Origin of the sequence: Paenibacillus sp. BGI2013 (assembly GCF_002843485.1) — a bacterium.
In the GTDB taxonomy this organism is placed as follows: domain Bacteria; phylum Bacillota; class Bacilli; order Paenibacillales; family Paenibacillaceae; genus Paenibacillus; species Paenibacillus amylolyticus.
The window spans coordinates 741,495-764,968 of sequence record NZ_PJFA01000003.1 but is presented as its reverse complement, the minus strand read 5'-3'; the positions used below and the strand labels follow the sequence as shown (position 1 = coordinate 764,968).

Below are 23,474 nucleotides of genomic sequence, written 5' to 3'. Positions count from 1 at the left end.
CATTATCTTCGCCTCTTAATTCGGCCGCCGCCCACTCTGGTTTTTGGTTTTTTGTAGGATTTCTTAGGTGAATCAAACAACCCACCACTACTCTTGTTGCGATCAATGGTTCCCTTGCTCTGATCCTTGTTACGGTTGAATAATCCTCCGCCAGATCCCACGCTTGAATCTTTATCGCTTCCGCGCCTTGTAATCGTACCTTTCCGATCAACAGTAATAGGTGGAGCAAGCTTCTTGTCATTACTTGTTGGTGCACGATAAGATCCTGCACTCGGTTTATACGTATCTTTATTGGTATATCCTCGATAGTTGCCATAACCTCGCCCGCCAAAAGAATCGAACAGATTACCAATTAATGTAGCGGTGAGGTAACCTTGTAAAAAAGATGAATCGTAGTTCTGCCGAACATATTCCTTGGAGTCCACCTCAACCAATGTATCCTCCGGCTTGTTCGGGTCTTGTTGCAGGTGATAATACTCGTCCTGATACACGAGGAACATACGCTCTGTATTCTCTGCCGAGATTTGATCCGGTTGCCGCTGGTCAGACAATTCCTGAGCCACTTCCGGAACGGTACGGTCCGAAGCCCGGTACACATAGGACGTTGAGTTACCACTGCCGTTAACCGATTCAAGCGGATATGTGTCCTGAACAGAAGGCGCTGCTCCGCACGCGGACAACAGAGACATGACAAGGCTGAGGACCAGCATTAATTTTAATCCATGTGCCAAGCGTTTTTTCATTGGAACCTCTCCTAGCTCGAATGAATCACTTTGATATCCGCAGGAAGAATGGACTCACCCTCATACAGTGTAAATCTTCTGTCTTGCCACTCCACGCGAAGAAGCATATTATCATCCGACTGATACTGCCATACCAATTGTTCTCCAGCCTGGCCATATGGAGTTCTACCTGCCGTTGATACCATGCCTCCATACTCTTCCTCCAGATGATATGCGCGCCCATCCAGGTCCAGCAATGTAGGCACCTCATCAGGCGCATCAAGCCTGCCATCAATTGGTGTATATAGGGCGTAACGTGTGAGTTCCCGTTCTTCGATATGCAAATATCGAAATGCGGTACCATCCTGTAGCGTGAGCACAACTGCATTTCGAGCACGATTTTGTACCCGACCAACGACTTCATAAGTGACCAGAGAAACCTCACAGATATCACCAGGTGCAAGCTGAAGCATCGTTTTCTCTGCCTGCGGTGGTTCAGGTTTCGTTAGTATTCCTTTAATTCGTTTCCATACACTCATGAGAATTACTCCTGTTCCTTATCTTATAAACAAGCTGCAATAATCAGTGCGCCCACGATATGTAAAGCGCCAGAGAACAACCCGTACCCTGTCTTCCCTTGCTGAATTCCCGTATCCAGATCCAGGTTGGCCCATTTGCGAATCATAAAGTGTACAACACTCTCCAGAATCAACAAAATGATAAAGGATACAACGGAGACCAGCAGTGCTTCTCCCAGGTGACCGGCCGTAGAAATGGACGTAGCGAGTACATATCCTTGTGCAAATAATTTCATAACCATACGTGTAGTAACGGCCATATTGCCAGCCTTAACTTCAGCAAAATCCTTATATTTCGTGAACAGTGAATCAACATACATCAGGACAAACAGCAAAACCGAACCAGATCCGGTCCAGACCAGCATCGCCAAAATGTTCAAATCCATTTACACAGCCCCCACATATCAACATGAACCGCATTTAAAAGCGAAGGAGAAATACTCTTCTCCTCCGCTGGTTAACCTTGCTGACAACCAAGGTATTAGTTCTTATTATCGTACTGTTTCATCAATGCTGCGAGTTCATCTTCAACAGCCTGATCTTTACCCAACTTCTCGAACTCTTCATCCAAAGATTTTCCTTTGGAAGACATTTCGTTACTTGCTTCAGCCTGTGCTTCCATCTGCATCATTTTCTCTTCCATACGCTTCATACCAGCACTTGCAGTATCAGAGCCAAACCCATTCAACGCTTTGTTGATTTCCGTTTGGGCTTTTGCTGCATTGTAACGGGCTACCAGTGTTTCACGTTTGTTCTTCATTTGAGTCAACTGCTTACGCATTTCGTCAAGCTTGCCACGCAGGTTATCTGCAGAAGCCTTGTTTTGGTCATAGCTGGTTTTGTACTCAGCCATCTTCTCTTCAGCAGCCTTTTTCTCTTCCAGGGCACGTCGAGCCAGATCCAGATTCTGAGCACGTGCCGCCGTATGCGCCTGCTCTTCACGTTTCTTCACAAGAGCTTCCTGCTCTTCGAACAACTGCTTGAATTTCTTCTCAATGGCGATCTGTTGAGCTACTGCTTTCTCCGCATCTTCCAGATCCTCTTGCATGTCACGGATATATTGGTCCGTCATCTTGATTGGATCTTCCGCCTTGTCAATAATGGCGTTGATGTTAGACATAGTTAGATCACGCAAACGTTTGAAAATGGACATTATGTTATTCCTCCTAGTCGATATTACATCGTATATAAACATACATACGTAACAATCTACAACTCGTTTCAATTTTAGCAAATAAAATCAAAACATTGAATGGTTCTTATGTCAGGAAAATCGTTTATCTTTGTTCAGATGATCCTCCATCAACCTCTCTGCAGTCTGCACGATTTCGTCGATCTGCATCCGCGTGATGGAATCAAAATGGATACCCATGATCACCGTAACGGTTACTTTCAGCTGCAAGGCAGCCTTTCGGGCAAGCCGCTCACACAGCTCTTGTTCTTTATGCCCAGGAATATGTACTGTCATCCCGCTTACGCGCTCATGATCCACGTAGAACGTGGCTACTGCGCCAATATGTGCCTTTCCTCCGGTAACGAGAAAAACCTTATCTTCTCCTGCTTCAATCACCTGTAAACGTATGGATTTCAAATCATATGTACTCATACCCATCCACCTATCCTTTTCTATATGTTATATATGGAGGAATTATGGCTGTCATGAGCTAAATCGGCAATGAAACTTCTCACACTGCGCATATTTTATGGAGCTCCCGGGCATACCAAGGAGAACGTCATTTTGGAAAAGGAGGCCGTTATTATGCGCGTACGCCTCATTATGCTAATGGTTATCGTTATTTTTCTCGGAGGATATCATGCTCCAGTTTCATCGCGGGATGTTTCAAGCCCGCCAAGTGAATCCGTATCAGGTTCGGATTCTGCGGAAGAAGAACAACTGACATTGGGACAATTACGTCAAAAATATGCCGATACGTTCAAAACCAATGGTCCTTCAACCAAGAAGGTTGCACTGACTTTTGATGATGTACCTGATCCACGATTTACTCCACAAGTGCTGGATGTATTGAAGAAATACAATGTCAGAGCTACATTCTTTATCGTGGGTAGTCGTGCTGAGAAACATCCGGATCTGGTGAAACGCATCGTTAAGGAAGGGCATATGGTTGGTAATCACAGCTACAATCATCCTGAATTCAGTAAGCTGTCGATGAATGCCTTTCGCAAACAAATTTTACATACCGGGGATATTATTCGACGTTTGGCAGGATATACGCCCAAGATGATTCGGCCGCCTTATGGAGACATTAATGAAGAACAGCTGAGATGGGCTGCCAAACAACACTATAGCATTGTGAACTGGAACGTAGACTCCCTGGACTGGAAAGGCCTTTCAAAGGAACAGGTGAAAGATAACATCCTCTCTGCCGTGAAACCTGGCTCCATCGTTCTGCAACATGCTGGAGGCGGTGTAGGATCAAACCTGAACGGCACGATTGAGGCTTTGCCTGAAATCATTGAGGAATTGCGTAATCGGGGATATGAACTGGTCACCTTGGACGAAATGTTGGGATTGCCAAAGGCCAAAGATTAAGATGAACGTGATAGAAAATAAATTAGAATATTAAAAGGGTGCTGTTCAATCGCGAATTAGCGACTGGCAGACACCCTGTTTGAATTCATTTAAAATGTTATTTTCTCTCTACTTCAGAATGTACAGCTCGATATCCTGAAATCCAAATGAGCTTACAGACTGTTTGCTACCGGGGATAAAGATATCAATCCGGTGACCTTTGATTGCACCACCCACATCCCGCGCTGTGGCTACAAAAGCCTGTTTTGGCAATCCTGGATGGCTATGACCAGTTACCAGTACTTTGGTTCCGAGTGGAATTACACTTGGATCAACTGCAATCGTGCCCAGTTCAAGGTCATTTCCGAAATAATCGACTGCACCCCATCCTCCATTTTCAGACGGATCTGCAGAGTATGCCGTTGCTTTCACGTTAACGGCTTTGCTGTAATCGAATGTTTTACCCCAGGCTTGAACCACTTTGTTATCTGCGTTAACGTCCAAACTTGCTGTGGTAACTGTTTTGGCTGGGGTCTTGCTCTCCGTTGCCGCAGCGGCTGCAACATTGTTTGCCTTACCGGGAATCGTAATTTTCAAACCACCATAAATGTTGTAAGCCGAAATGTCGTTGTTTGCTTTAACCAACGTGTTGAGTGCTACTCCATATTGTTTTGATAAGGTGTAGAAGGTATCCCCTTCTTTGGCCACATGAACTGAATCGGCGTGAGCCGGAACGGCTTGAATGAGCATTGCTGTTGTCATTAATGCTACTGCTGTTTTGGCTATACGTTTCTTGTTAATCATGGTCTTCCTCCCTCATTGTGCCTGCGAAGTTAGTTGTCGGATTCGGATGAGGAGCCCACCCTATAGGTTATTCGTTACATTTGAAACGTTATGTACCCAATTCACCCCAAGCAGTGTGCTGTAGATCTTCCCCCTGCACAATCTGCATCGTTACATCCCCCACACTCCCTGTCCGGAAGTTTCGGCAGAGTTCAATATATCACAATTTTGTAACCTGAACTTGTAGTAATTCTTACCAAATGGTTTTTAGCATGTCATCAACTGTAAGAATACTGGATAATTCAGAAAAGTTGGCGAACCGACTTCTTTATATTTGGTAACAGAAAAGTTACTTTTCCGAATCCACACGTGATTATTATCCATAAAAAAATAGCGTTACCGACTCGAAGTCAGTAACGCTATTTGATCACATCGTTTAGAGTACTTTCGCAAGAAAATCACGTGTACGTGAATTTTTGGGTGCTCCAAACACCTCATCAGGTGTTCCCTCTTCCACAATAACCCCGCCATCCATGAACAGGATTCGGTCTCCCACTTCACGTGCAAAACCCATCTCATGTGTTACGATGACCATCGTCATTCCGCCTTCTGCAAGACGTTTCATGACATCCAGCACTTCACCGACCATCTCAGGGTCCAGTGCCGACGTAGGCTCGTCAAACAGCATCACATGCGGCTGCATGGCCAATGCTCTAGCAATGGCGATCCGCTGTTTCTGTCCACCAGACAGCTGATTCGGGAATGTATCTTTTTTATCGTACAAACCCACGGTGTTAAGCAGATCAGAGGCAATTTTCTCCGCTTCCTGAGTGGATTGTTTCTTCACTTTAATCGGAGCAATCGTGATGTTTTGCTGTACCGTTTTGTGTGGGAACAGGTTGAAGTGCTGGAACACCATGCCCATTTTCTCACGAGTTGCGTTAATGTTATGCTTGGGGTCCGTGATTGACACGCCTTCAAAATCAATCTCTCCTGAGGTAGGCTGTTCCAGCAGATTCAGACAACGCAAGAAAGTACTTTTACCTGAACCGGAAGGACCGATGACCACGACAACCTCACCTTTGCCAATCGTCACGTTTATGCCCCTAAGCACATCGTTATTTCCATAAGATTTGTGTAATTGTCTAACGTCTATCACTTGCACTCAACTTCCTTTCCAGTCGTCCCAGCAGCTTGGACAAAATGAACGTCATTACAAAGTAGATGGCTGCTGCAATTAGAAACGGACTCAACCCTTGGAACGTAATGTTCTTGACCACGCTAGCCTGATACATAATGTCCACCATACCGATAACGGAGATAATGGAGGATTCTTTGATGATAGTTATGAATTCATTACCGATCGCTGGTAATACAGCTTTGAAGGCTTGTGGCAATATGATATAACGCATCGCGGCGCCTCTTCCCATACCTAATGAACGCGCTGCCTCCAACTGACCACGATCCACACCTTGGACACCTGCACGGAAAATCTCCGCCAGATAGGCACCACTATTGATTGAAAGTGTAATGATACCTGCCTGAAGTGCAGTGAAGTTAATGCCAAAGCTCAGGGAAAAACCATAGTAAATAATCATCAACTGTACCAACATCGGTGTGCCACGGATCACTTCAACGTAAGCCGTACCAATCCAGCGCAAGATTGCAACGTCATGCAAACGGAACAAACAGATGATCAATCCAATAATTACCCCGAAGATAACCCCAAGTGCAGACAACAGAAGTGTGTATCCTACACCTGTAGCATAGAAACTTTTGTACTCCCAGAATACTTGGAAAATATTTTGTGATTTGTTCGCTTTATCCGCCATCAAGAGGCTGGCGTCCGTCACCATCTGATTGATTTTATCTTCGCTTTTCAGTCGCTCCAGTGTTCCATTTACTGCAGCTAGCAGCTCGGTATTACCTTTACGAATCCCGATTGCCGCTTCTGCTTGCTCTTCGTCCGGAACAGCAGCAGCAAGTCCAATGATATCGTCCAGATAACCTGCAGCAACGGTATCTTCAACGATTGCCGCATCAATGCGTTTTGTTTGCAGTTGAAGCACGATATCCGAGATTTTATCCAGCGCAGTAAGCTTCGCTCCTGGAATACTCTGTCCGATCGTTTCCTGAATGGAGCCTTTCTGAACGCCAATCTTCGCATTTTCAAGTTCTGCCATAGTTGGATATTTGTCTTTATCCACATTGCGAACCATAATCACTTGTTTTGATTTATAATAGGTGTCGGAAAAATCGATACTTTTCTTCCGCTCATCCGTCGGCGTCATACCTGAAATCACCAGATCAACACGCCCGCTCTGCAATGAAGGCAGGAGACCGTCGAAGCCCATATCCTCAATCACAAGCTCAGCGCCAAGATCTTTGGCAATCTCTTTGGCGATCTCAATATCGAAGCCGACGATTTCATCTTTGCCATTAATCACTTTATGGAATTCGTATGGTGCAAAATCGGCACTTGTACCGAGCACCAGCTTTTTACTGTTTGAATTATCTGTAGTTCCACTTGCAAGTGCCACAGGAACGGCAGTCGTCAGCAGAATAACAAAGGTCAACAGCATCATGGTGTAACGACTTATTAATTTCAACCTTTTTCTCTCCCCTTACAATACTTTGTATGCTTCTCATGTTGATGACTGAGTCATTATAAAGTACAATGCATGATTATGCAATGCATTTTGACAATACAAATCTTGACTTGTTTCTGAAAAAATAAAGCAAACATGATATAATCAATGAATTATTTTCATTTTTGCATAAGGAGTTTACTAATGACAGCTAACAAATCACAAATTCTGACGGTTATTGATCAATATGCTTCCCGTTTTAAAGCCATTTCATCATATATCGGTGCCAACCCCGAACTGGGAAATGAAGAGTTCCTTGCTTCTGCTCGTCTAAAAGAAGAACTTGTCTATCACGGGTTCACTGTAGAGGCTCCTATCCTTGGACTAGACACAGCTTTTATTGGAACCTATTCAGCCGCTAAACCCGGCCCTACCATTGCGTTATTGTGTGAATATGACGCGTTGCCGGAGATCGGTCACGCTTGTGGTCACCATCTGATCTGTATGATGAGTCTTGGAGCTGCAGTTGGGCTGAAATCCATTCTGGATGAAGTAGGTGGAACGATTAAAGTGTTTGGCACCCCCGCTGAAGAGACACGTGGTGCCAAAGTACCGATGGCGGAAGCAGGTTTGTTCGATGACTGTGACGTCGCTCTCATGGCGCATCCATATTATGCCTACGAAAAGTCAGGCAGCTCGCTGGCTATTGATGCTGTGCAATTTGAATTCCATGGCCGATCTTCACATGCCGCTGCAAGTCCGCACGAAGGTATTAATGCACTTGATGCTGTCATTCAAACGTTCAACGGGATTAATGCATTCCGTCAACAAGTGAAAAGCACCGTTCGGATTCATGGTGTGATCAACAACGGAGGTCAGGCAGCAAATATCATTCCTGACTATGCTTCTGCGCAATTTTATGTACGGGCAGCAACTCGTAAAGAACTGAATATCCTCACAGAACGTGTGATTCAGATCGCTGAAGGTTCTGCTCTCCAGACAGGATGCAAGCTGGTGACATCCAACTATGAAACGTCCTATGACGAGATGGTTACCAATGAAGCATTCTCAGCTGCGTTTAGTCAAAATCTGATGGAACTTGGGATCCCGCAAGAAGAGATTGTGAGTGGTAATGATCACGGCTCTATGGACATCGGTAACGTTTCCCTGAAATGTCCTGCAATTCATCCCTACATTCGTGTTGTAGACGAGGTGCATACACTGCACTCCATAGCCTTCCGTGACCTTGCACTTCAGGAGCGTGCGCTGGATGGCATGATTCTGGGAGCCAAGGCACTTGCAACAACAGCCTATGACGTACTGAGCCAGCCAGAGCTGCTTCAAACCATCCGCACGGAGTTCGAGCAAGCTATTCGCTAAAATTCACTTTCAACATGTTATATAGGGGTGCCCTGAACAATCTTGAATTCCAAGCTGTTTAGGGCACCCTTTTTTCTAAATTAGCTGTAAGTATATTCAGCACAAAGCTGGAAATGCTGTGAAAGAAACCTTTGAAAACGATGAAAATAATACATTTTATTACAGTAAATGTGATTCGTTTGCTGACTAACTTGGTTAATTATAACTATAAGTGCGTGTTCAAAAGACCGGTTTTCAGTACCGAGAAGATGGGATGAAGCGGTCTTTTGAACAACCTCTATAACTTATCCTATATTCAGGAGGTGCTGTCATGCTGCTCGAAGCCATGTATCATGTTCCTCGTGACAAATGGGCTTATGCCTATAATTCGTCTACCATACATCTGCGCGTACGAACCAAACGTAATGATGTGCAATACGTGACTGCACTGACCGGAGATAAGTACGATTGGAATGGAACGTACAAGGAAATTCAATTGGAGAAGGCTGCTTCAGACAATATGTTTGATTATTGGGAGGCTGCCGTCAAGCCACAATTCAAACGTCTCACTTATATATTTCGGATAACTGCGGGTTCAGAAGATGTTTTTCTAGCGGATAATGGAATTCATTATGAGACCCCCTATCCAACGGGAGGATATTATGAGTTCTCGTATATACATGAAATTGATGTGTTTAAGGTGCCCGAGTGGGCCAAAGAAGCCGTCTTTTATCAGATCATGACGGAACGGTTTGCTAATGGAGATCCCAAGCTGAATCCAAAAGAAACCCATGACTGGGGTGGCAAACCTGAGTTGGACAATTATTTTGGTGGAGATTTGCAAGGTGTGCTGGATCATCTGTATGACTTAACTGAACTTGGAGTGAACGCCATTTACTTTACCCCGTTATTCCAGGCCAATTCCTATCACAAATACGACACGATTGATTATAAAAAAGTCGACCCCCATTTCGGTGATAATGCCCTGCTTAAACAATTGACAGAAGAATGTCATCGCCTGGGTATACGTGTCATGCTTGACGCGGTGTTTAACCATTGCAGCGAAGACTTCCCTCCTTTTCAAAACGTTCTCCAGAATGGAAAAAACTCTAAGTATGCCGATTGGTTCCACATCAATGAGTATCCGGTTCAGATCAAGGACGGTATACCAACCTACGATACATTTGGTTTCTATGGCAACATGCCCAAGTTCAATACAGCCAACCCTGAGGTTAAGGCATATCTACTTGATGTAGCTGAGTACTGGATCAAGGAAATTAAGCTGGATGGGTGGCGTCTGGATGTAGCAAATGAGGTGGACAACCATTTCTGGCGTGATTTTCGCAAGGTTGTTAAGGCAGCGAACCCTGAAGCCTATATTGTTGGTGAAGTATGGAGCGACTCCTTGACCTGGCTTATGGGAGATCAATTCGATTCCGTCATGAATTATCCATTTGCCGACAAAGTGCTTCAGTTCTTCTGTGGTTCAATGGACGGTTATAACTTTGCCAACGAGATGGGTTCACTTATTATGCGCTATCCGCAGCAAACCAACGAAGTGATCTTTAATATGCTGTGCAGCCATGATACTCCTCGCCTGCTCACCCGGTTAGGAGAAGACAAACGCCGATTAAAGTTGTCGGTTGTATTTCTTTTCACCTATATCGGTACACCTTGTATCTTCTACGGCGACGAAGTTGGGATTAGTGGTGATGCTGACCCGGATTGTCGAAAATGTATGGAATGGGACCCTGCCAAGCAAGACAGAGAACTGTATGATTTCTATCGTCTGATGATTGATTTACGCAAAAGCAATGAAGCCCTGCGCAAAGGACGCTTCCGATTCCTCAAGGCGGATCACAATGATCCCTGTATCGTGTACGAGCGTGTGGATGACAACCTTCACTTTACCGTATGGATGAACAATACACCTCAAGATCGAACGCTTTCTCATCCCATGGAAACAAAAGACTGGAAAGATGCATTAACTGAAGAGCCTGTGTTTCCAGCCGATGGAATGATGAACATTAAGCTTGACCCCTATGGGTATCGCATTTTGTACAGACAGCTTGATCCGGCAACTATCCAACACAACTGAGGTTTAAATTCTAAACAGTCATATAAAAGAAAAGAAAAACACTTCCACCGTCTCAGATGATACTTCATTCTGAACTTTTGGAAGTGTTTTTCTTTATTTGATTAAAAAAAGCCACAGCATGATATGCTGTGACTTATTCATGATTGCATCAGTTTACAGGGTCAAGTGTGATCCGACGATAAATGTCCATATATTCTTCAGCTGAGACGTTCCAACTGTATTCTCCGCCCATTGCATTTTTCACAATTTTCTTCCAATGTTCTGGCTGTTTGTAGATCTCCTCAGCACGCCGAATGGTACTCATCATGTCATGAGCGTTAAAGCTTGTGAATGAGAAACCATTACCTTCTCCAGTAAACTCATTGTATGCCTGCACAGTGTCGTTCAGACCGCCTGTTTCCCTTACGAGAGGCACACTCCCGTACCGCAGAGCCAGTAGCTGACTAATACCACATGGTTCGAACCTCGATGGCATCAGGAAGATATCACTGCCTGCATAGAAACGGCGGGATAACCCATCGTTAAACGTGATCTGTGCAGACATTTTGAGCGGATAACGATTCGCGGCTTCACGGAACCAGTGTTCATACATAGGCTCTCCTGTTCCCAATACCGCGAATTGAATGTCATCATAGTACAGCAATTCATCAAGGATACGGCAGACCAGATCAAGCCCCTTAGAGTCGACGAGTCTTGTCACCATCACCATGAGTGGTACATCAGGACGAACAGGCAATCCAAGTTCCTTTTGCAGTTCAATTTTGTTCTCCGTTTTCTTGGACAGACTTGTTCTGTATTTCACTGGAATTTTGGTGTCCGTTGCCGGGTTGTAACTCTTGGTATCAATCCCGTTCACAATCCCGCTGAAACGATCTCCAAGTGAACTGAGCAGTCCGTCCAGGCCGTATCCATAATAAGACGTTTGCACTTCCTGTGCGTATGTTGGGCTTACGGTTGTCACATGGTCAGCGTACACAATTCCTGCTTTCAAGAAATTGACGTTACCGTAATATTCGGCTCCATCCACGGTGAAATATCGATCGTCCAGCTCAAGGATATCACTGAATAACTCATGCGGGAATACCCCTTGGTACAACAAGTTATGTATGGTGAATACCGTACGAATATCACTGTAGAATGAATCATGTCTGTAATGGGCTTCAAGCACCAAAGGAATCATTCCAGCATGCCAGTCATGACTGTGCAACACGTCAGGCTTGAATTCAATCTGTGGCAACACTTCGAGAACTGCACGGTTGAAAAAGGCGAAACGTTCGCCATCATCCATATAACCGTACACTCCATCACGCCCAAAATAATACTCATTATCCACAAAATATACTGGAATCCCATCATGAACAAGCATTTCTATCCCACAATAGGGTCTGCGCCAGCCAAGAGGCACATCCGTTGTAATTACGGGCTGTAACGCGTCTTTATACTCATCGGGAATACCCTTGTACTTAGGCATAATCACCCGCACATCTGCCCCGCTCTTCTTCAAAGCAAACGGGAGAGCACCGATTACGTCAGCAAGGCCTCCTGTTTTGATAAATGGATGTACTTCAGCAGCAGCAAATAGAATATTCATGCCTTTGTCCTCCTCTTCGGTTTGAGCGTGTTGCTTTCCTTTTTATTCTTCGTTTTTGAACTGACGGAAGTTATACTCGCAGGTGATTCATCCGTTTTCCGACGTGTGTTCTTTTTTAGAATCACGATGCTAAGCGGAGGTAATACCAATTCGAGACTATGCGGATGCCCATGAAAAGGAATCTTTTCGGTAGGCAGTTGCATATCATTAGTAATGCCTGAACCGCCGTACACGGAATGGTCACTGTTCAGAACTTCGGTATACATACCGGGACGCATGACACCAATCCGGTAACGCTCCCGCTTGACCGGCTGAAAGTTAATGAGCACAAGGAGTGTATCCGCAGGTTTTTTTCCTTTGCGTACGTATGAAATGACACTCTGGTCCTGATCGTCCGGAGTGATCCATTCATAACCGTCCAAGGAATGATCAAGCTCCCACAAAGCTTTTTCACTCAAGTACAGGTTAGACAGCTCACGCTCAAACTTATGCAAATTGCGGTGACTGTCATAATCCAGCAAGAACCAATCCAGTTGATCCTCATCTTTCCATTCGATGAACTGGCCAAAGTCTCCACCCATAAACAACAGCTTTTTCCCTGGGAAAGTCATAAAATAGCCCAGAAAAGCACGCATGCCGGCAAATTTCTGCTCATAGGTTCCTGGCATCTTGTCGAGGAGCGACTTTTTGCCATGAACAACCTCGTCATGTGACAGAGGTAGCACATAATTTTCAGCAAAGGAGTATACGACCGGGAAAGTCAGCAAATGATGTTTGGAAGGACGCTCATGAAAATCAGATTCCATGTAATCAAGCGTATCGTTCATCCAGCCCATGTTCCATTTGTAGTTGAAACCCAGACCACCTTCATCTACAGGTAAAGTTACCATAGGCCATGCACTGGATTCTTCAGCCATCATCAATGCATAAGGGAAATACTTGAACACCGTCTCATTCAGCTGCTGCAAAAAGGCTACAGCTTCCTTGTTCTCCAGACCACCTTCATCATTGGTACGATATTGTCCTGGCTGCTTCTCAAAATCAAGCCGTAGCATACTCGTAACCGCATCAACACGGAGTCCGTCAAAATGATACATCTCCATCCAATATAATGCATTGGAGATCAGAAATGAACGAATCTCAGGTTTCGAGTAGTCAAAGCTAAGTGTGCCCCAGCCCGGCTTCTCTGCTAACATCGGATCTGCATACTCATACAAAGGCGTACCATCAAACATACGCAACCCATGAGCGTCTTTGGCAAAATGTGCAGGTACCCAATCCAGCAATACGCCAATCCCGGCCTGATGTAGTGTATCCACTAGATACATCAGATCTTTTGGATGCCCATAACGACTGGTTGGCGCATAAAACCCTGTGTTTTGGTAGCCCCACGAAAGGTCATATGGATGCTCACTGAGGGGCATCATTTCAACATGTGTATATTTCATTTCTAATAAGTAAGGAACAAGCAAATCAGCCATCTCGCGATAACTATAGAGGCTTCCGTCTTCTTTACGCTTCCAGGTTCCCATGTGCATTTCGTAAATATGTAGAGGTTTGTTATACATGGCACGTTGTTTGCGTCTCCAGGCTCCATCATTCCATTTGTACCCTTCGATTGAACTGGTGACAGAGGCTGTCTGAGGTCGAACCTCTGCTTGAAACGCATATGGGTCCGCTTTGAGCAATTCTGTTCCATCTTCCGTTAATATACGGAACTTGTATAAAGTTCCTTCGCTAATTTCCGGAAAAAAACGACTCCAAAATCCTGATTCGGGTATCTTATATAAAGGTTCCTTTTCGCCTTTCCATTCATTGCGGTCCATAGCCAGTCCTACTTCTAAGGCGTTTGGTGCCCACACGGTAAAGCGATACCCCTGAAGGCCATCGCAAGTCTCAGGTTGCGCGCCCAACATTCGATAACTGTGATGAAGGTTACCTTCATGAAATAAATAAATATGCTCCGGCAATATGTCCGGGTGTGCTAACGGTTGAATGGCCAAGAGATCACCTTCTTCTCAAGAAAATAGATATAACAGTAACCATTACCCCATTCTAGCCAAGTTGAAAAGAAAAATGCGGTGAATTAGAAAATGTTGTTCATTTTCAGAATTTTTACAGTAACAATCGTTTCATCTGCTCTACTTTGCGTTAATGATGTACTACAATGCACAATATTTTGGGAGGGAAACGATTATGTTTAATAAAGATTGCATCGCTATGCTGTTGGCGGGAGGAGAAGGGAAGCGATTAGCCCCTTTAACCTCGAGTATCGCAAAACCCGCTGTACCGTTTGGCGGGCACTACCGGATCATCGATTTTCCTCTCAGTAACTGCGTAAACTCAGGGATCGATACTGTAGGAGTATTGACGCAGTACCAAGCGGAATCTTTACACGATCACATCGGTGGAGGAGAACCATGGGGACATGGTAACTCAAGTGAGGCAGGAATCTCCTTGCTTCCATCTTATCATACAGGAAATGACGAATACTTGGGAACGGCGGATGCTATTTATAAAAATATCGACTATATCGACCAACAAAACCCCGAAAATGTTCTAATTTTGTCGGGTGACCATATTTATCATATGAATTATCGCGATATGTTGGAGGCTCATCAAGCCAATAATGCCGCAGCAACGATTTCAGTTATGGAAGTTCCATGGGATGAAGCACATCGCTTTGGAATTATGGCTGCCGATGCTGATTTGCGTGTAACCGAGTTTGCCGAGAAACCGGCTGAACCAAAAAGTAATCTGGCTTCAATGGGCATTTACATGTTCAAATGGGATTATCTGAAACGCCATCTCTTGCAAGATGCGGCTAACCCTGAATCCAGCCATGACTTCGGTAAAGATGTTATTCCTCAAATGTTGAACGAAAATAATCCCCTCTTTGTCTATAACTTTAATGGTTATTGGAAAGACGTAGGTACGGTTAAGAGCCTATGGGATGCACATATGGATCTGTTACACAACGAGGAAGACTGGAGTCTGCAAAAAGAAAACTGGCCGATGTTTACTCGCGACTGGCGCACCAAACCAAGTGCTTACAAAGCAAGACATACAAAGATCGAACATGTTACTTCCATGATTCACGACTCTTGTGCAATCGAAGGTCGTTCAGAACGTTCCGTTATCTTCTGCGGCGCAGAAGTGGGTAAAGGCTCTGAAGTTAAAGACAGTGTCGTTATGCCTAACGCACGCATAGGCCGTGGGGTTCACATCGAACGTGCCATCATCGGTGAAGGTGCAATAATCAAGGACGGTGCAATCGTTAAAGGTACGGCGGATGAAATTGTGGTCGTTGGACCTAACGAGATCGTCTCTGCCAAACCGGCTGTCCGTACGCAACCTGTTCGTATGTTGAAAGAAGTATATGAGAAAAGTGGGCGCCTGCGCGCTGGTGAACTTTCTTCATAATGAAGTAAACATAAGATGAAAAAGGCGAGCCTCAGATGGCTCGCCTTTTTTTGGTGTTGATATGGATATTATAAAGCGTACATGCTCGATCATCAGATAGAAAAATCTCTTATCTTTTGAAACCTTAAGACTTTTCTAGATCTGATTTTGTATCGCTAGCATCACTAGCTGTTCGCTCATCTGTGACTTCAGCATCACCAGACGCGGTTACAGATTCTTCTGGACCCATCTCCTCAGCCACAGCCGGTAACGTAACCGTAACGGTTGTACCAGATCCAAGTTCACTCTGCATCGTGATCGTTCCCTCATGCAGTTCTACCAGTTCTTGCGTAATCGCAAGACCCAGTCCCGTTCCCCCATTTTGATGATTCACCTGGAAGAAGCGGTCCCGTACTTTGATTAGGTGTTCTTCACTAATTCCGATACCGGTGTCCTGAACAGCTGCAATGATCTGACCATTCTCCTCTTTGACCGACAAGAAGATCCAGGAATTCTCATGTGAAAATTTGATCGCATTATCCACAACATTCAGGAAGACTTGTTTCAGTCTGTTACCGTCTCCATGGACATTATAAGCACGAGTCTCGTCCGTTTCCAACTTGAGATGGACCTGTTTTTGTTCCGCTTTGGCCCAGACATTCAACATCGTTTCCTGTACAATTTCACGAATGTTGACGGTTCCTTTGACCAGCTTCATCTGATTCTGCTGCAATTTGGAGAAATCCAGCATCTCTTCAACAAGTCCAATCAGTCGTTCGGTTTCCTTGGAGATAATACCCATACCGATACGGGTTTCTTCCGGATCATAACCGCCTGAATCGAGTGTCTCACTCCAGCCCTTAATACTGGTCAAAGGTGTTCTTAATTCATGTGAGATCGAAGAGATAAAATCATCCTTGATCTGATTACTCCGCACAATCTCATGTGCCATGAAGTTAAGTGTTGATGCCAATTCGCCCAGTTCGTGCTTATAATTCCCCTTAACCCTTACATCCAGCCGTCCTCTAGCCATTTGGGCAGATACTGCGGTGATGTTGTTAATTGGACGTACAATGGAATTTGCCATACCAATACTGATGATCAACACTATAGCAAGCACGCCAACACCGACGGCAGCGGCGAGTAGTCCCATATTCAACAGCTTTGAATTCACATCTTCAAGTGATGTCAGATATCGAATAACATAAGTATTTTCGCCGCCCAGATCAAACTTGTGTGAAACGGCCATGACGGATTCTCCAGTACCTGGTTGTCTTCCAATCCAGCGTCCCATATCCCCATTCAGAGCCTGCATAATATCACTGGTTTGGAGCACAGCACGGTCAGATTCAAAAGCAGTCGAACTCGCCAATACGCGCCCGTTCAGATCCAAAATTTCCAATTCAGTATTGGACAATGCCAAGTTCACAAGGAGTCTAGACAGATTATTGCCATCCTCCGTAGTATTCTCACGAGCGATCGGCTCGAAAAAGTCCTTTGAATTAGAAATGTGGGTACTAATCGTATTGTAGATACTCTCATAATAATACCTTTGAACTGCCAACATAAATACGAATTCGACCAACAGCAGAGCGAGAAAAACTACAAAGAAATAATGTAGTACGATCTGCCGTGTAATGCCTTTTTTAATCATTGCTCCCGGCCCTTCCATTTGTACCCGTGACCCCATACAGTCTGCAGGTATTCGGGCTCGGAAGGATTGTTCTCAATTTTTTGACGCAGACGACGAATGTTGACATCCACAATTTTTGGATCACCCATGTACTCTTTGCCCCATACGTGATCTAACAACACATCGCGGCTGAGCGGTGTATTTTCTTTTTCCAGGAAAAACTGAATCAAGGAAAACTCCGTTGGAGTCAACTCAATGGCTTCATTCTGTTTTTTGAATTGCTTCGAGATCAGGTCCAGTGAGAATGGCCCGGACTGGAACGTAACCTTTGCCGCAGTTTCCCGATGCACGTTCACTCGACGCAATAAAGACTGAATACGTGCAATCAACTCTGTTGGGCTGAAAGGCTTGCTGACGTGATCATCTGCACCAACGGAGAGTGCGTACACTTTATCCTGTTCCTGAACTTTCGCGGTCAAAAAGATGATGCCCAGACGTTCATTGGTTTCACGGATCCGTCGACACACCTCAAATCCATCAATACCTGGTACCATAACATCCAGCAGAGCCAGATCAATATCCGGTACTGTCTGCAGTATGCGAAGCGCTTCATGACCGTCACCCGCTTCAAGCACTTCGAATCCGTTTCTCTTTAAATTAATCACTATAAAACTGCGGATGGATTCTTCATCCTCAAGAATAAGTACTTTACTCATTAAGTTCTCCCTTTCTATTCAGCTGAGAAGTATTGCTCAGTGCATCTTTACCCGCCTCTGATTGTGCTACCCGTGAAGCAATAACCCGATCTTTGGTACGCGTAATTTCCTTCCAGCTTTTACCCTTCTCCTGTTCCCACTTGGAAAGGGTGAAATATTTGATCTCTGCTACGGTTTCGTCCGTATCAATCATTTTAAATCGAATATATTTTTCCTTCTCCGATTTGGTGTCAATAGTGATCTTACCGTACCACTCTGGCTTGAGATTTAGATGGAATAAATCAGCATCATCTCGGAATTGGAATGAGACAAATTTCTTGCTATCTTTGCCATCCCACTGATAATAGGTGTAAAACCACAACCGAGAGTCAAATACGTAATGCTCCCAACCTTTTGGAGTCTCTTTGAGCCCAAACTCAATAATACCATCATTATCAACATCACCGCTTAAAATTTTGTCATCTCTATACGTTTGATCCGGTGATTTGAAAGCATTGACTAACTTGTTATCTTTAACATACATAATTTGCGAGAAGGAACTCCGATCATCCAGCTCGGCATCCAGTACAATGCCCATCTGTCCTTTGGCAATCTCTCCGCCCAGAGCATTATAAACTTCTTTAACGGTATAATCGGTCTGCACCCGATCAACTTCCTTGAAGCTGCCATCTTCGTACTGGTATAACGCAATCGTTGCAAAACCGCTGTTGTTCAGCGAAATGATAACAAAATCACTTTTACCATCTCCGCTCAAATCCAGCGTGTTCCCCTGCGCATCATCAATGATATATTGATTATACGGAACTCCACCCAAGACCTGCTCCAGTGCCCCGCCCTTGTAGGAATATGCAGTCAGGGCTTTCTGCTCCTGCAGGCTTACACCAAGAATAATATCCGGATTTCCGTCATTCGTAATATCCAATACTTTAAAGGATTGCAACTCATTTCCCGGCACATCAAATGTAAGTTTTTTAACCCATGTGCCTCCCTGCTCTTCCAAAATCATGCCATGGATTCGCACATTCTCATTTGGTGTCTCATAAAAAACAATCGCTTCCCGAGTTCCATCCCCATTCAGGTCTTCCACCCGAATCATGCTGGTATTATTCATATCCTTGGGACGAATCAATGTACTCTCTGGCGGCAGTTTAACCTGAACCACGTTGTACAGTTTCTCCTTATCGGTGGACATCATTGGTTTTCTCATCAAACCCTTGGGGTCACTTATGACTGTGCATCCGCTTAGAACAGAACCAAGCATAATTGCCATAGTTCCTGCTGCTACAAAGCGTCCCCACCGTGAATTAAACAATCTCATCACTCTTTTCAATAGTTTAAATCTGGTTTTTTTCTTGCTGTGTCAGTCTTCGTCCACGAATATCAAAAGCAATCTTGCCTTCTGCCAATCCCCAGATCCGTGTGGCATGTTTCTCAGCAAGTTCAATAGGCAGTACTGCAATGACTGTTGCACGTTCTTCTTCACATAATTTGCGCAGCGTTTCCAGCACCGAATCTGCTGTGTGAGGGTCAAGACCAATCACTGGTTCATCCGCCAAAACGACTTTGGCACCGTGAGCAAGTGCTCTTGCAATAGCAACACGCTGCTTCTCGCCACCACTGAGCTTCTCTGCTATTTGATGTGCTTTATCAAGTAATCCCAATCCTTCGAGATAATCCATAGCACCCATATAATCATCGGAACGTACCATACCGGTTACCATTCTCCATACAGGAGTCTGACCTGATCGTCCGATTAATACATTTTTAAGAGCCGTACGTCTAGGAAATAATTCTGGATTTTGTTCCAAGTATGCCCATTCCCGTTTGATTTTCCGTTTTCCGGACCAGCCTTCTTTCAAAATCTCGGCGCCATCCACCGTAAACCGGCCGGAATCCCATTTTTCCATCATGGCCAAACATTTAAGCAACATGCTTTTACCGCTACCGCTTGAGCCAACTACAGCTATCATTTCACCCTGTTGCATATCAAATCGAATATCCCGCAGAACGGGAACGCGGTCCACGCCAACGGATTTACTCAAGTTCTCTACTCTGATCATCGCGATGTCTCCTCTTGTCCATGTTTTTCCCTACCACTAGTGTACTCGGAAATGGACATCAATTTCCATGCGAACACCAGCTTCTATTTTAACACAGATTCGAGCTCAGGTTTACGACGAAATAATATACCTGCCACGCCGAAAAGAAGGTACATGATTCCGAGCAAGGTGAACATGCTTCCGGGTGAAATCCAGTTGATCATCTGACCACCCAGATTCGGTCCAATAATACTTCCAATCGTGAAATGAAAAGACGCCACAACGTTGGCTGCAGGCAGCAACACTTTAGGCAGAATATCTGCGGCATAGGCCAGGCCCAGTGAGAAAAAGGAGCCGACCAGGCCGCCTGCGATTGTTAACAATACAAGCGTCCACCAGAAATGCGTACCTGCCACTGGAACCAGCATGAAGATGATTCCCCCGCTGATGCCCGCAAACATCAATATCTTCTTCCGCCCATATCGGTCACTCAACATTCCGAGAGGTAATTGAAGGAACAAACCTCCAATCCCGATAAAAGGAAGTAACGACGAAATCTGATTGGTATCGAATCCAATACGTAGCCCATAAACGGGGAAGTTACTATTCATACCCGCTTCCATATATCCGTATAAGAGTGCTGGTAAAAGTGCATACCAGGCCCATGCCAGACTACGACGGAAGCGACGTTCAGGCAGTTGGCCATGCTCTGCTTTTTCCGGTTTTGTATCCGGAAGCTTCATTAATACCAGTATAAGCACTGCTGCTATACAGATGAACAAGACCCAGAAAGGGACAGCATCACCGAAGCCAAGCAGCTTAATTCCCAGCGGTCCAATACTGAAGCCCAGCCCGTAGGACATGCCATATAGTGATATGTAGCGTCCACGCTTTTCAGGTGCAGTAACAAGTAGCACCCAGAGCTGAGCCGCATAATGAAGTGCGCTGTCTCCTATTCCAACGATCAGACGCAATATGAACCATATTTTAATATCTGGTAAATACGGAAATAGTATTAAAGGGACCATGACTAATATCAGGCCACCTACAATCAACTTTTTGAAACCGAATGCACCCAGTAGTCTCTCCGCAACGAGAGTCATGGCAAAAGAGCCAATGTACAACGCGGCGGCGTTTAATCCGTTTAAACCTGGTGAAACCCCTTTTTGCTCCAAAAAAATCGAAAGCACAGGTAGCAAAAGCCCCTGACTTATTCCCGCCACCACAATAACCGTAATCAAAATGAGATAGTTGGCTGTCGAGTGTGATAGTTTGGGACGAGTAATCGATGACACGAATTCATTCCTCCTGCGAGCACACAAAGAAAAATCGCCATCGCTGACGACTTTTGTATGTTATACATATGGTTTTAAACTGCTATTCAAAGATCAGGGCTTTGCCCCGGACTTGAACATTATAGTGGACAACGCCCTGCAAAACAAGCCATAATAGAGGTTGTTCAAAAAGTTCACTTTTGATTACGAATCATGCCTAGTGGCATCATCAGCTTCGAAGATGAATTTCAGCCGAAATGTCCGTTGCTCACGTAGTTTTCCTACGCTCCGCTACTCCATTTCCATCTTCTTGGTACTGAAAACCAGACTTTTTGAACACGCACTAATCGTACTTAAGTCGCTGCGTACATTTAGATGTGACGGGAGGATTCTGCAACAATATGGCTTATCATGTGACAATTGATGTTTCACCGATATATGAAATGCTCAACAGCTTTCTGGTTTATGTCACGAAAAAATGGATTCAGCATCTGGATATTGGTCCTGAATGGATTCTGGAAGTGGAAGGCAAACTAAGTTCCAATGTACGAGCTGCGCTCGCACCTGCTGCCACTTGGCCTTTTGATGATTTTGATGTTTTGTTTGCATGGGCAGCCTATCAAAATGATACATCGGAGAATCGTGATTTCCTGGACATGCTTGCCGGAATGACAGCGGAAGACCTGTTTGCACGTGTTTCTCCTCTTCTGCCGGCTCTTACAATAGAAGAATCTACGCGCATTCGGAACAGTTATGTCCCATTATTGCGACTATGGGATGAACACTACTGTCAGAATATGAGCGAAGATCAGCGTGTGTGGCTGGAAGAAGATGCCGAAGAAAAACGCATTTTGCTTGATAAAATGGGCTCTGAACTGCTTATTGAATATGCTACAGCGGGCGTTCTTGTTGAACCGATGCCTGGACTGAACGAAGTCATCCTCTTCCCAACGGTTCACAATCGTCCTATTAATATGTACTGCTTCTATGAGGGTATGATGATCATGCAGTATCCCGTAGATGCACCTGAAGAGAACGAAGACCAGCCACCAACATGTCTTTTACGTTTCACCCATGCGCTGGCTGATCCCGAAAGACTTCGCCTGCTTCGTTACGTATCGGATGAACCCAAATCCCTCGCTGAGATGTGTGAAGAATTGGGTAAAGACGAAGACACGGTCAAAGACCAGGTTATGGCGCTACGCATCGCAGGTCTGCTACGGACCCATCTGCTCGGAAGTAACCGTAAAGAGAAATACAGTATTCGGCCGGATGGCGTATCTGAATTAAATATGTTCCTGGAATCCTATATTCGCATTTAATTTAGTTGAACCATTGTGGATTTACTGGCTACAAGGAGTGAGTTAGATCATGAAAATAATGAAACAACATATTTTGTTTGACCTTGATGATACACTCGTATATTGCAACAAATACTTCAACCTGATTTTGGGAGAGTTCTTTGAGAATATGCAAGAGTGGTTTGATGGACATTCTCTGACAACACAAGAGATTCGGGAAAAACAGCTGGAGATCGATGTAACCGGAGTGAACAAGCTTGGTTTTGCGAGTCATCATTTCCCGCAATCCCTGATTGATACCTATCGTTATTTCTCCGGCAAGTTCGCCAGATTAACCTCTCCCAGAGAAGAATCTTATCTGAGCAAGTTGGGTATGAGTGTGTACGATCAGGAGGTTGAACCCTACCCTCATATGGTTGAAACGCTTGAGAACCTCAAGGGTGCTGGACACTCCCTCTACTTATATACCGGCGGCGAAACCGTGATTCAGCAGCGCAAGATTGATCAGATGAAACTCTCAGCTTATTTTGATGATCGGATCTATATCCGACAACACAAAAACGTCGAGGCACTGGAAGGCATTCTGTCTAATGGTCCGTTTGATCGTCGTGCAACATGGATGATTGGCAACTCACTACGCACAGATATTATGCCTGCGGTAAAAGCCGGAATTCACAGCATTTATATCAAACAACCGAATGAATGGCAATACAACATCGTAGAACTTCAGCCTAATCCGGAAACGTCGATGTATACCATCACTGCACTGGAAGAGGTACCAAAAGTCATACACGAAAATATACAACAGCAGCAACAGAAAAGGACCCTTGGATAAGGGTCCTTTTGCTGTATGTTAACTG

21 protein-coding genes and 1 riboswitch are annotated in these 23,474 nt (G+C 44.7%); of the genes, 6 read left to right on the top strand and 15 right to left on the bottom strand.

The window, feature by feature from the left end:
• Positions 1-2 precede the first annotated feature (2 nt).
• From CXK86_RS10800 to lpdD, 5 genes are all read right to left on the bottom strand, one after another.
• On the bottom strand, positions 3-743 hold the full coding sequence (locus CXK86_RS10800; protein WP_017688102.1) for a DUF4247 domain-containing protein: 741 nt from the start codon (positions 741-743) through the stop codon (positions 3-5).
• Positions 744-754: 11 nt separating this feature from the next.
• Positions 755-1,261 carry a DUF4178 domain-containing protein gene (locus CXK86_RS10795; protein ID WP_076250266.1) on the bottom strand — a complete coding sequence of 169 codons (507 nt, stop codon included), beginning with the start codon at positions 1,259-1,261 and terminating at the stop codon, positions 755-757.
• Positions 1,262-1,284: 23 nt separating this feature from the next.
• Positions 1,285-1,686 carry a DUF350 domain-containing protein gene (locus CXK86_RS10790; RefSeq protein ID WP_036613690.1) on the bottom strand — a complete coding sequence of 134 codons (402 nt, stop codon included), beginning with the start codon at positions 1,684-1,686 and terminating at the stop codon, positions 1,285-1,287.
• 95 nt (positions 1,687-1,781) lie between these two features.
• Complete coding sequence (locus tag CXK86_RS10785; protein ID WP_076210133.1) at positions 1,782-2,453, bottom strand: PspA/IM30 family protein; 672 nt, start codon at positions 2,451-2,453, stop codon at positions 1,782-1,784.
• A gap of 111 nt (positions 2,454-2,564) precedes the next feature.
• Positions 2,565-2,906, bottom strand: a complete 342-nt coding sequence (gene lpdD, locus CXK86_RS10780; protein ID WP_076250264.1) for a prenylated flavin chaperone LpdD — start codon at positions 2,904-2,906, stop codon at positions 2,565-2,567.
• 153 nt (positions 2,907-3,059) lie between these two features.
• Here lpdD and CXK86_RS10775 point away from each other — a divergent pair, with 153 nt between their 5' ends.
• Positions 3,060-3,851, top strand: a complete 792-nt coding sequence (locus CXK86_RS10775; protein WP_076250626.1) for a polysaccharide deacetylase family protein — start codon at positions 3,060-3,062, stop codon at positions 3,849-3,851.
• Positions 3,852-3,959: 108 nt separating this feature from the next.
• On the opposite strand, the gene CXK86_RS10770 is transcribed toward CXK86_RS10775, so the two are convergent.
• The 3 genes from CXK86_RS10770 to CXK86_RS10760 all read right to left on the bottom strand — a co-directional run bounded on the left by CXK86_RS10770 (position 3,960) and on the right by CXK86_RS10760 (position 7,222).
• Entirely contained in the window at positions 3,960-4,634 is a 675-nt protein-coding gene (locus CXK86_RS10770; protein WP_076250262.1) for a 3D domain-containing protein, read from the bottom strand.
• Between the two features lie 2 nt (positions 4,635-4,636).
• A riboswitch (cyclic di-AMP (ydaO/yuaA leader) is annotated at positions 4,637-4,831 on the bottom strand.
• Positions 4,832-5,049: 218 nt separating this feature from the next.
• On the bottom strand, positions 5,050-5,772 hold the full coding sequence (locus CXK86_RS10765; protein WP_076250260.1) for an amino acid ABC transporter ATP-binding protein: 723 nt from the start codon (positions 5,770-5,772) through the stop codon (positions 5,050-5,052).
• Complete coding sequence (locus tag CXK86_RS10760; protein ID WP_083684339.1) at positions 5,759-7,222, bottom strand: ABC transporter substrate-binding protein/permease; 1,464 nt, start codon at positions 7,220-7,222, stop codon at positions 5,759-5,761. The genes CXK86_RS10765 and CXK86_RS10760 overlap by 14 nt, the downstream gene beginning before the upstream one ends.
• Before the next feature lie 183 nt (positions 7,223-7,405).
• On the opposite strand from CXK86_RS10760, the gene CXK86_RS10755 reads away from it, so the two are divergent.
• Both CXK86_RS10755 and CXK86_RS10750 read left to right on the top strand, forming a co-directional pair.
• Positions 7,406-8,581: a M20 family metallopeptidase gene (locus tag CXK86_RS10755; RefSeq protein WP_076250259.1), complete on the top strand. Its 1,176-nt coding sequence runs from the start codon at positions 7,406-7,408 to the stop codon at positions 8,579-8,581.
• A gap of 310 nt (positions 8,582-8,891) precedes the next feature.
• Positions 8,892-10,658, top strand: coding sequence for an alpha-glycosidase (locus CXK86_RS10750; RefSeq protein WP_076250256.1), 1,767 nt, complete (start codon positions 8,892-8,894; stop codon positions 10,656-10,658).
• Positions 10,659-10,806: 148 nt separating this feature from the next.
• On the opposite strand, the gene glgA is transcribed toward CXK86_RS10750, so the two are convergent.
• Both glgA and glgB read right to left on the bottom strand, forming a co-directional pair.
• Complete coding sequence (gene glgA / locus CXK86_RS10745; RefSeq protein ID WP_076250254.1) at positions 10,807-12,249, bottom strand: glycogen synthase GlgA; 1,443 nt, start codon at positions 12,247-12,249, stop codon at positions 10,807-10,809.
• Positions 12,246-14,252: a 1,4-alpha-glucan branching protein GlgB gene (glgB, locus tag CXK86_RS10740; protein ID WP_076250252.1), complete on the bottom strand. Its 2,007-nt coding sequence runs from the start codon at positions 14,250-14,252 to the stop codon at positions 12,246-12,248. The genes glgA and glgB overlap by 4 nt, the downstream gene beginning before the upstream one ends.
• Positions 14,253-14,445: 193 nt before the next feature.
• Between glgB and CXK86_RS10735 the strand changes: the two genes are divergently transcribed.
• Positions 14,446-15,672, top strand: a complete 1,227-nt coding sequence (locus tag CXK86_RS10735; protein ID WP_076250250.1) for a glucose-1-phosphate adenylyltransferase — start codon at positions 14,446-14,448, stop codon at positions 15,670-15,672.
• Between the two features lie 124 nt (positions 15,673-15,796).
• Here CXK86_RS10735 and CXK86_RS10730 read toward each other — a convergent pair whose 3' ends face one another.
• The 5 genes from CXK86_RS10730 to CXK86_RS10710 form a co-directional block, all read right to left on the bottom strand.
• Positions 15,797-17,305, bottom strand: coding sequence for a sensor histidine kinase (locus tag CXK86_RS10730; RefSeq protein ID WP_036673821.1), 1,509 nt, complete (start codon positions 17,303-17,305; stop codon positions 15,797-15,799).
• Positions 17,302-18,000 carry a response regulator transcription factor gene (locus CXK86_RS10725; protein WP_017688086.1) on the bottom strand — a complete coding sequence of 233 codons (699 nt, stop codon included), beginning with the start codon at positions 17,998-18,000 and terminating at the stop codon, positions 17,302-17,304. The genes CXK86_RS10730 and CXK86_RS10725 overlap by 4 nt, the downstream gene beginning before the upstream one ends.
• Positions 17,993-19,207, bottom strand: a complete 1,215-nt coding sequence (locus CXK86_RS10720; RefSeq protein WP_143780983.1) for a hypothetical protein — start codon at positions 19,205-19,207, stop codon at positions 17,993-17,995. Before CXK86_RS10720 ends, CXK86_RS10725 begins: the two co-directional genes overlap by 8 nt.
• Before the next feature lie 127 nt (positions 19,208-19,334).
• Positions 19,335-20,060, bottom strand: coding sequence for a phosphonate ABC transporter ATP-binding protein (locus CXK86_RS10715; protein ID WP_036613671.1), 726 nt, complete (start codon positions 20,058-20,060; stop codon positions 19,335-19,337).
• Positions 20,061-20,143: 83 nt separating this feature from the next.
• Positions 20,144-21,334 carry an MFS transporter gene (locus tag CXK86_RS10710; protein WP_076250248.1) on the bottom strand — a complete coding sequence of 397 codons (1,191 nt, stop codon included), beginning with the start codon at positions 21,332-21,334 and terminating at the stop codon, positions 20,144-20,146.
• A 380-nt stretch (positions 21,335-21,714) separates the two neighbouring features.
• On the opposite strand from CXK86_RS10710, the gene CXK86_RS10705 reads away from it, so the two are divergent.
• Positions 21,715-22,635 (top strand): ArsR/SmtB family transcription factor, encoded by a 921-nt coding sequence (locus CXK86_RS10705; protein WP_076250246.1) that lies wholly within the window; start codon positions 21,715-21,717, stop codon positions 22,633-22,635.
• Positions 22,636-22,684: 49 nt separating this feature from the next.
• A complete protein-coding gene (locus CXK86_RS10700; protein WP_036613669.1) occupies positions 22,685-23,449 on the top strand; it encodes an HAD family hydrolase in 765 nt (254 codons plus the stop codon).
• Positions 23,450-23,474: the final 25 nt, after the last annotated feature.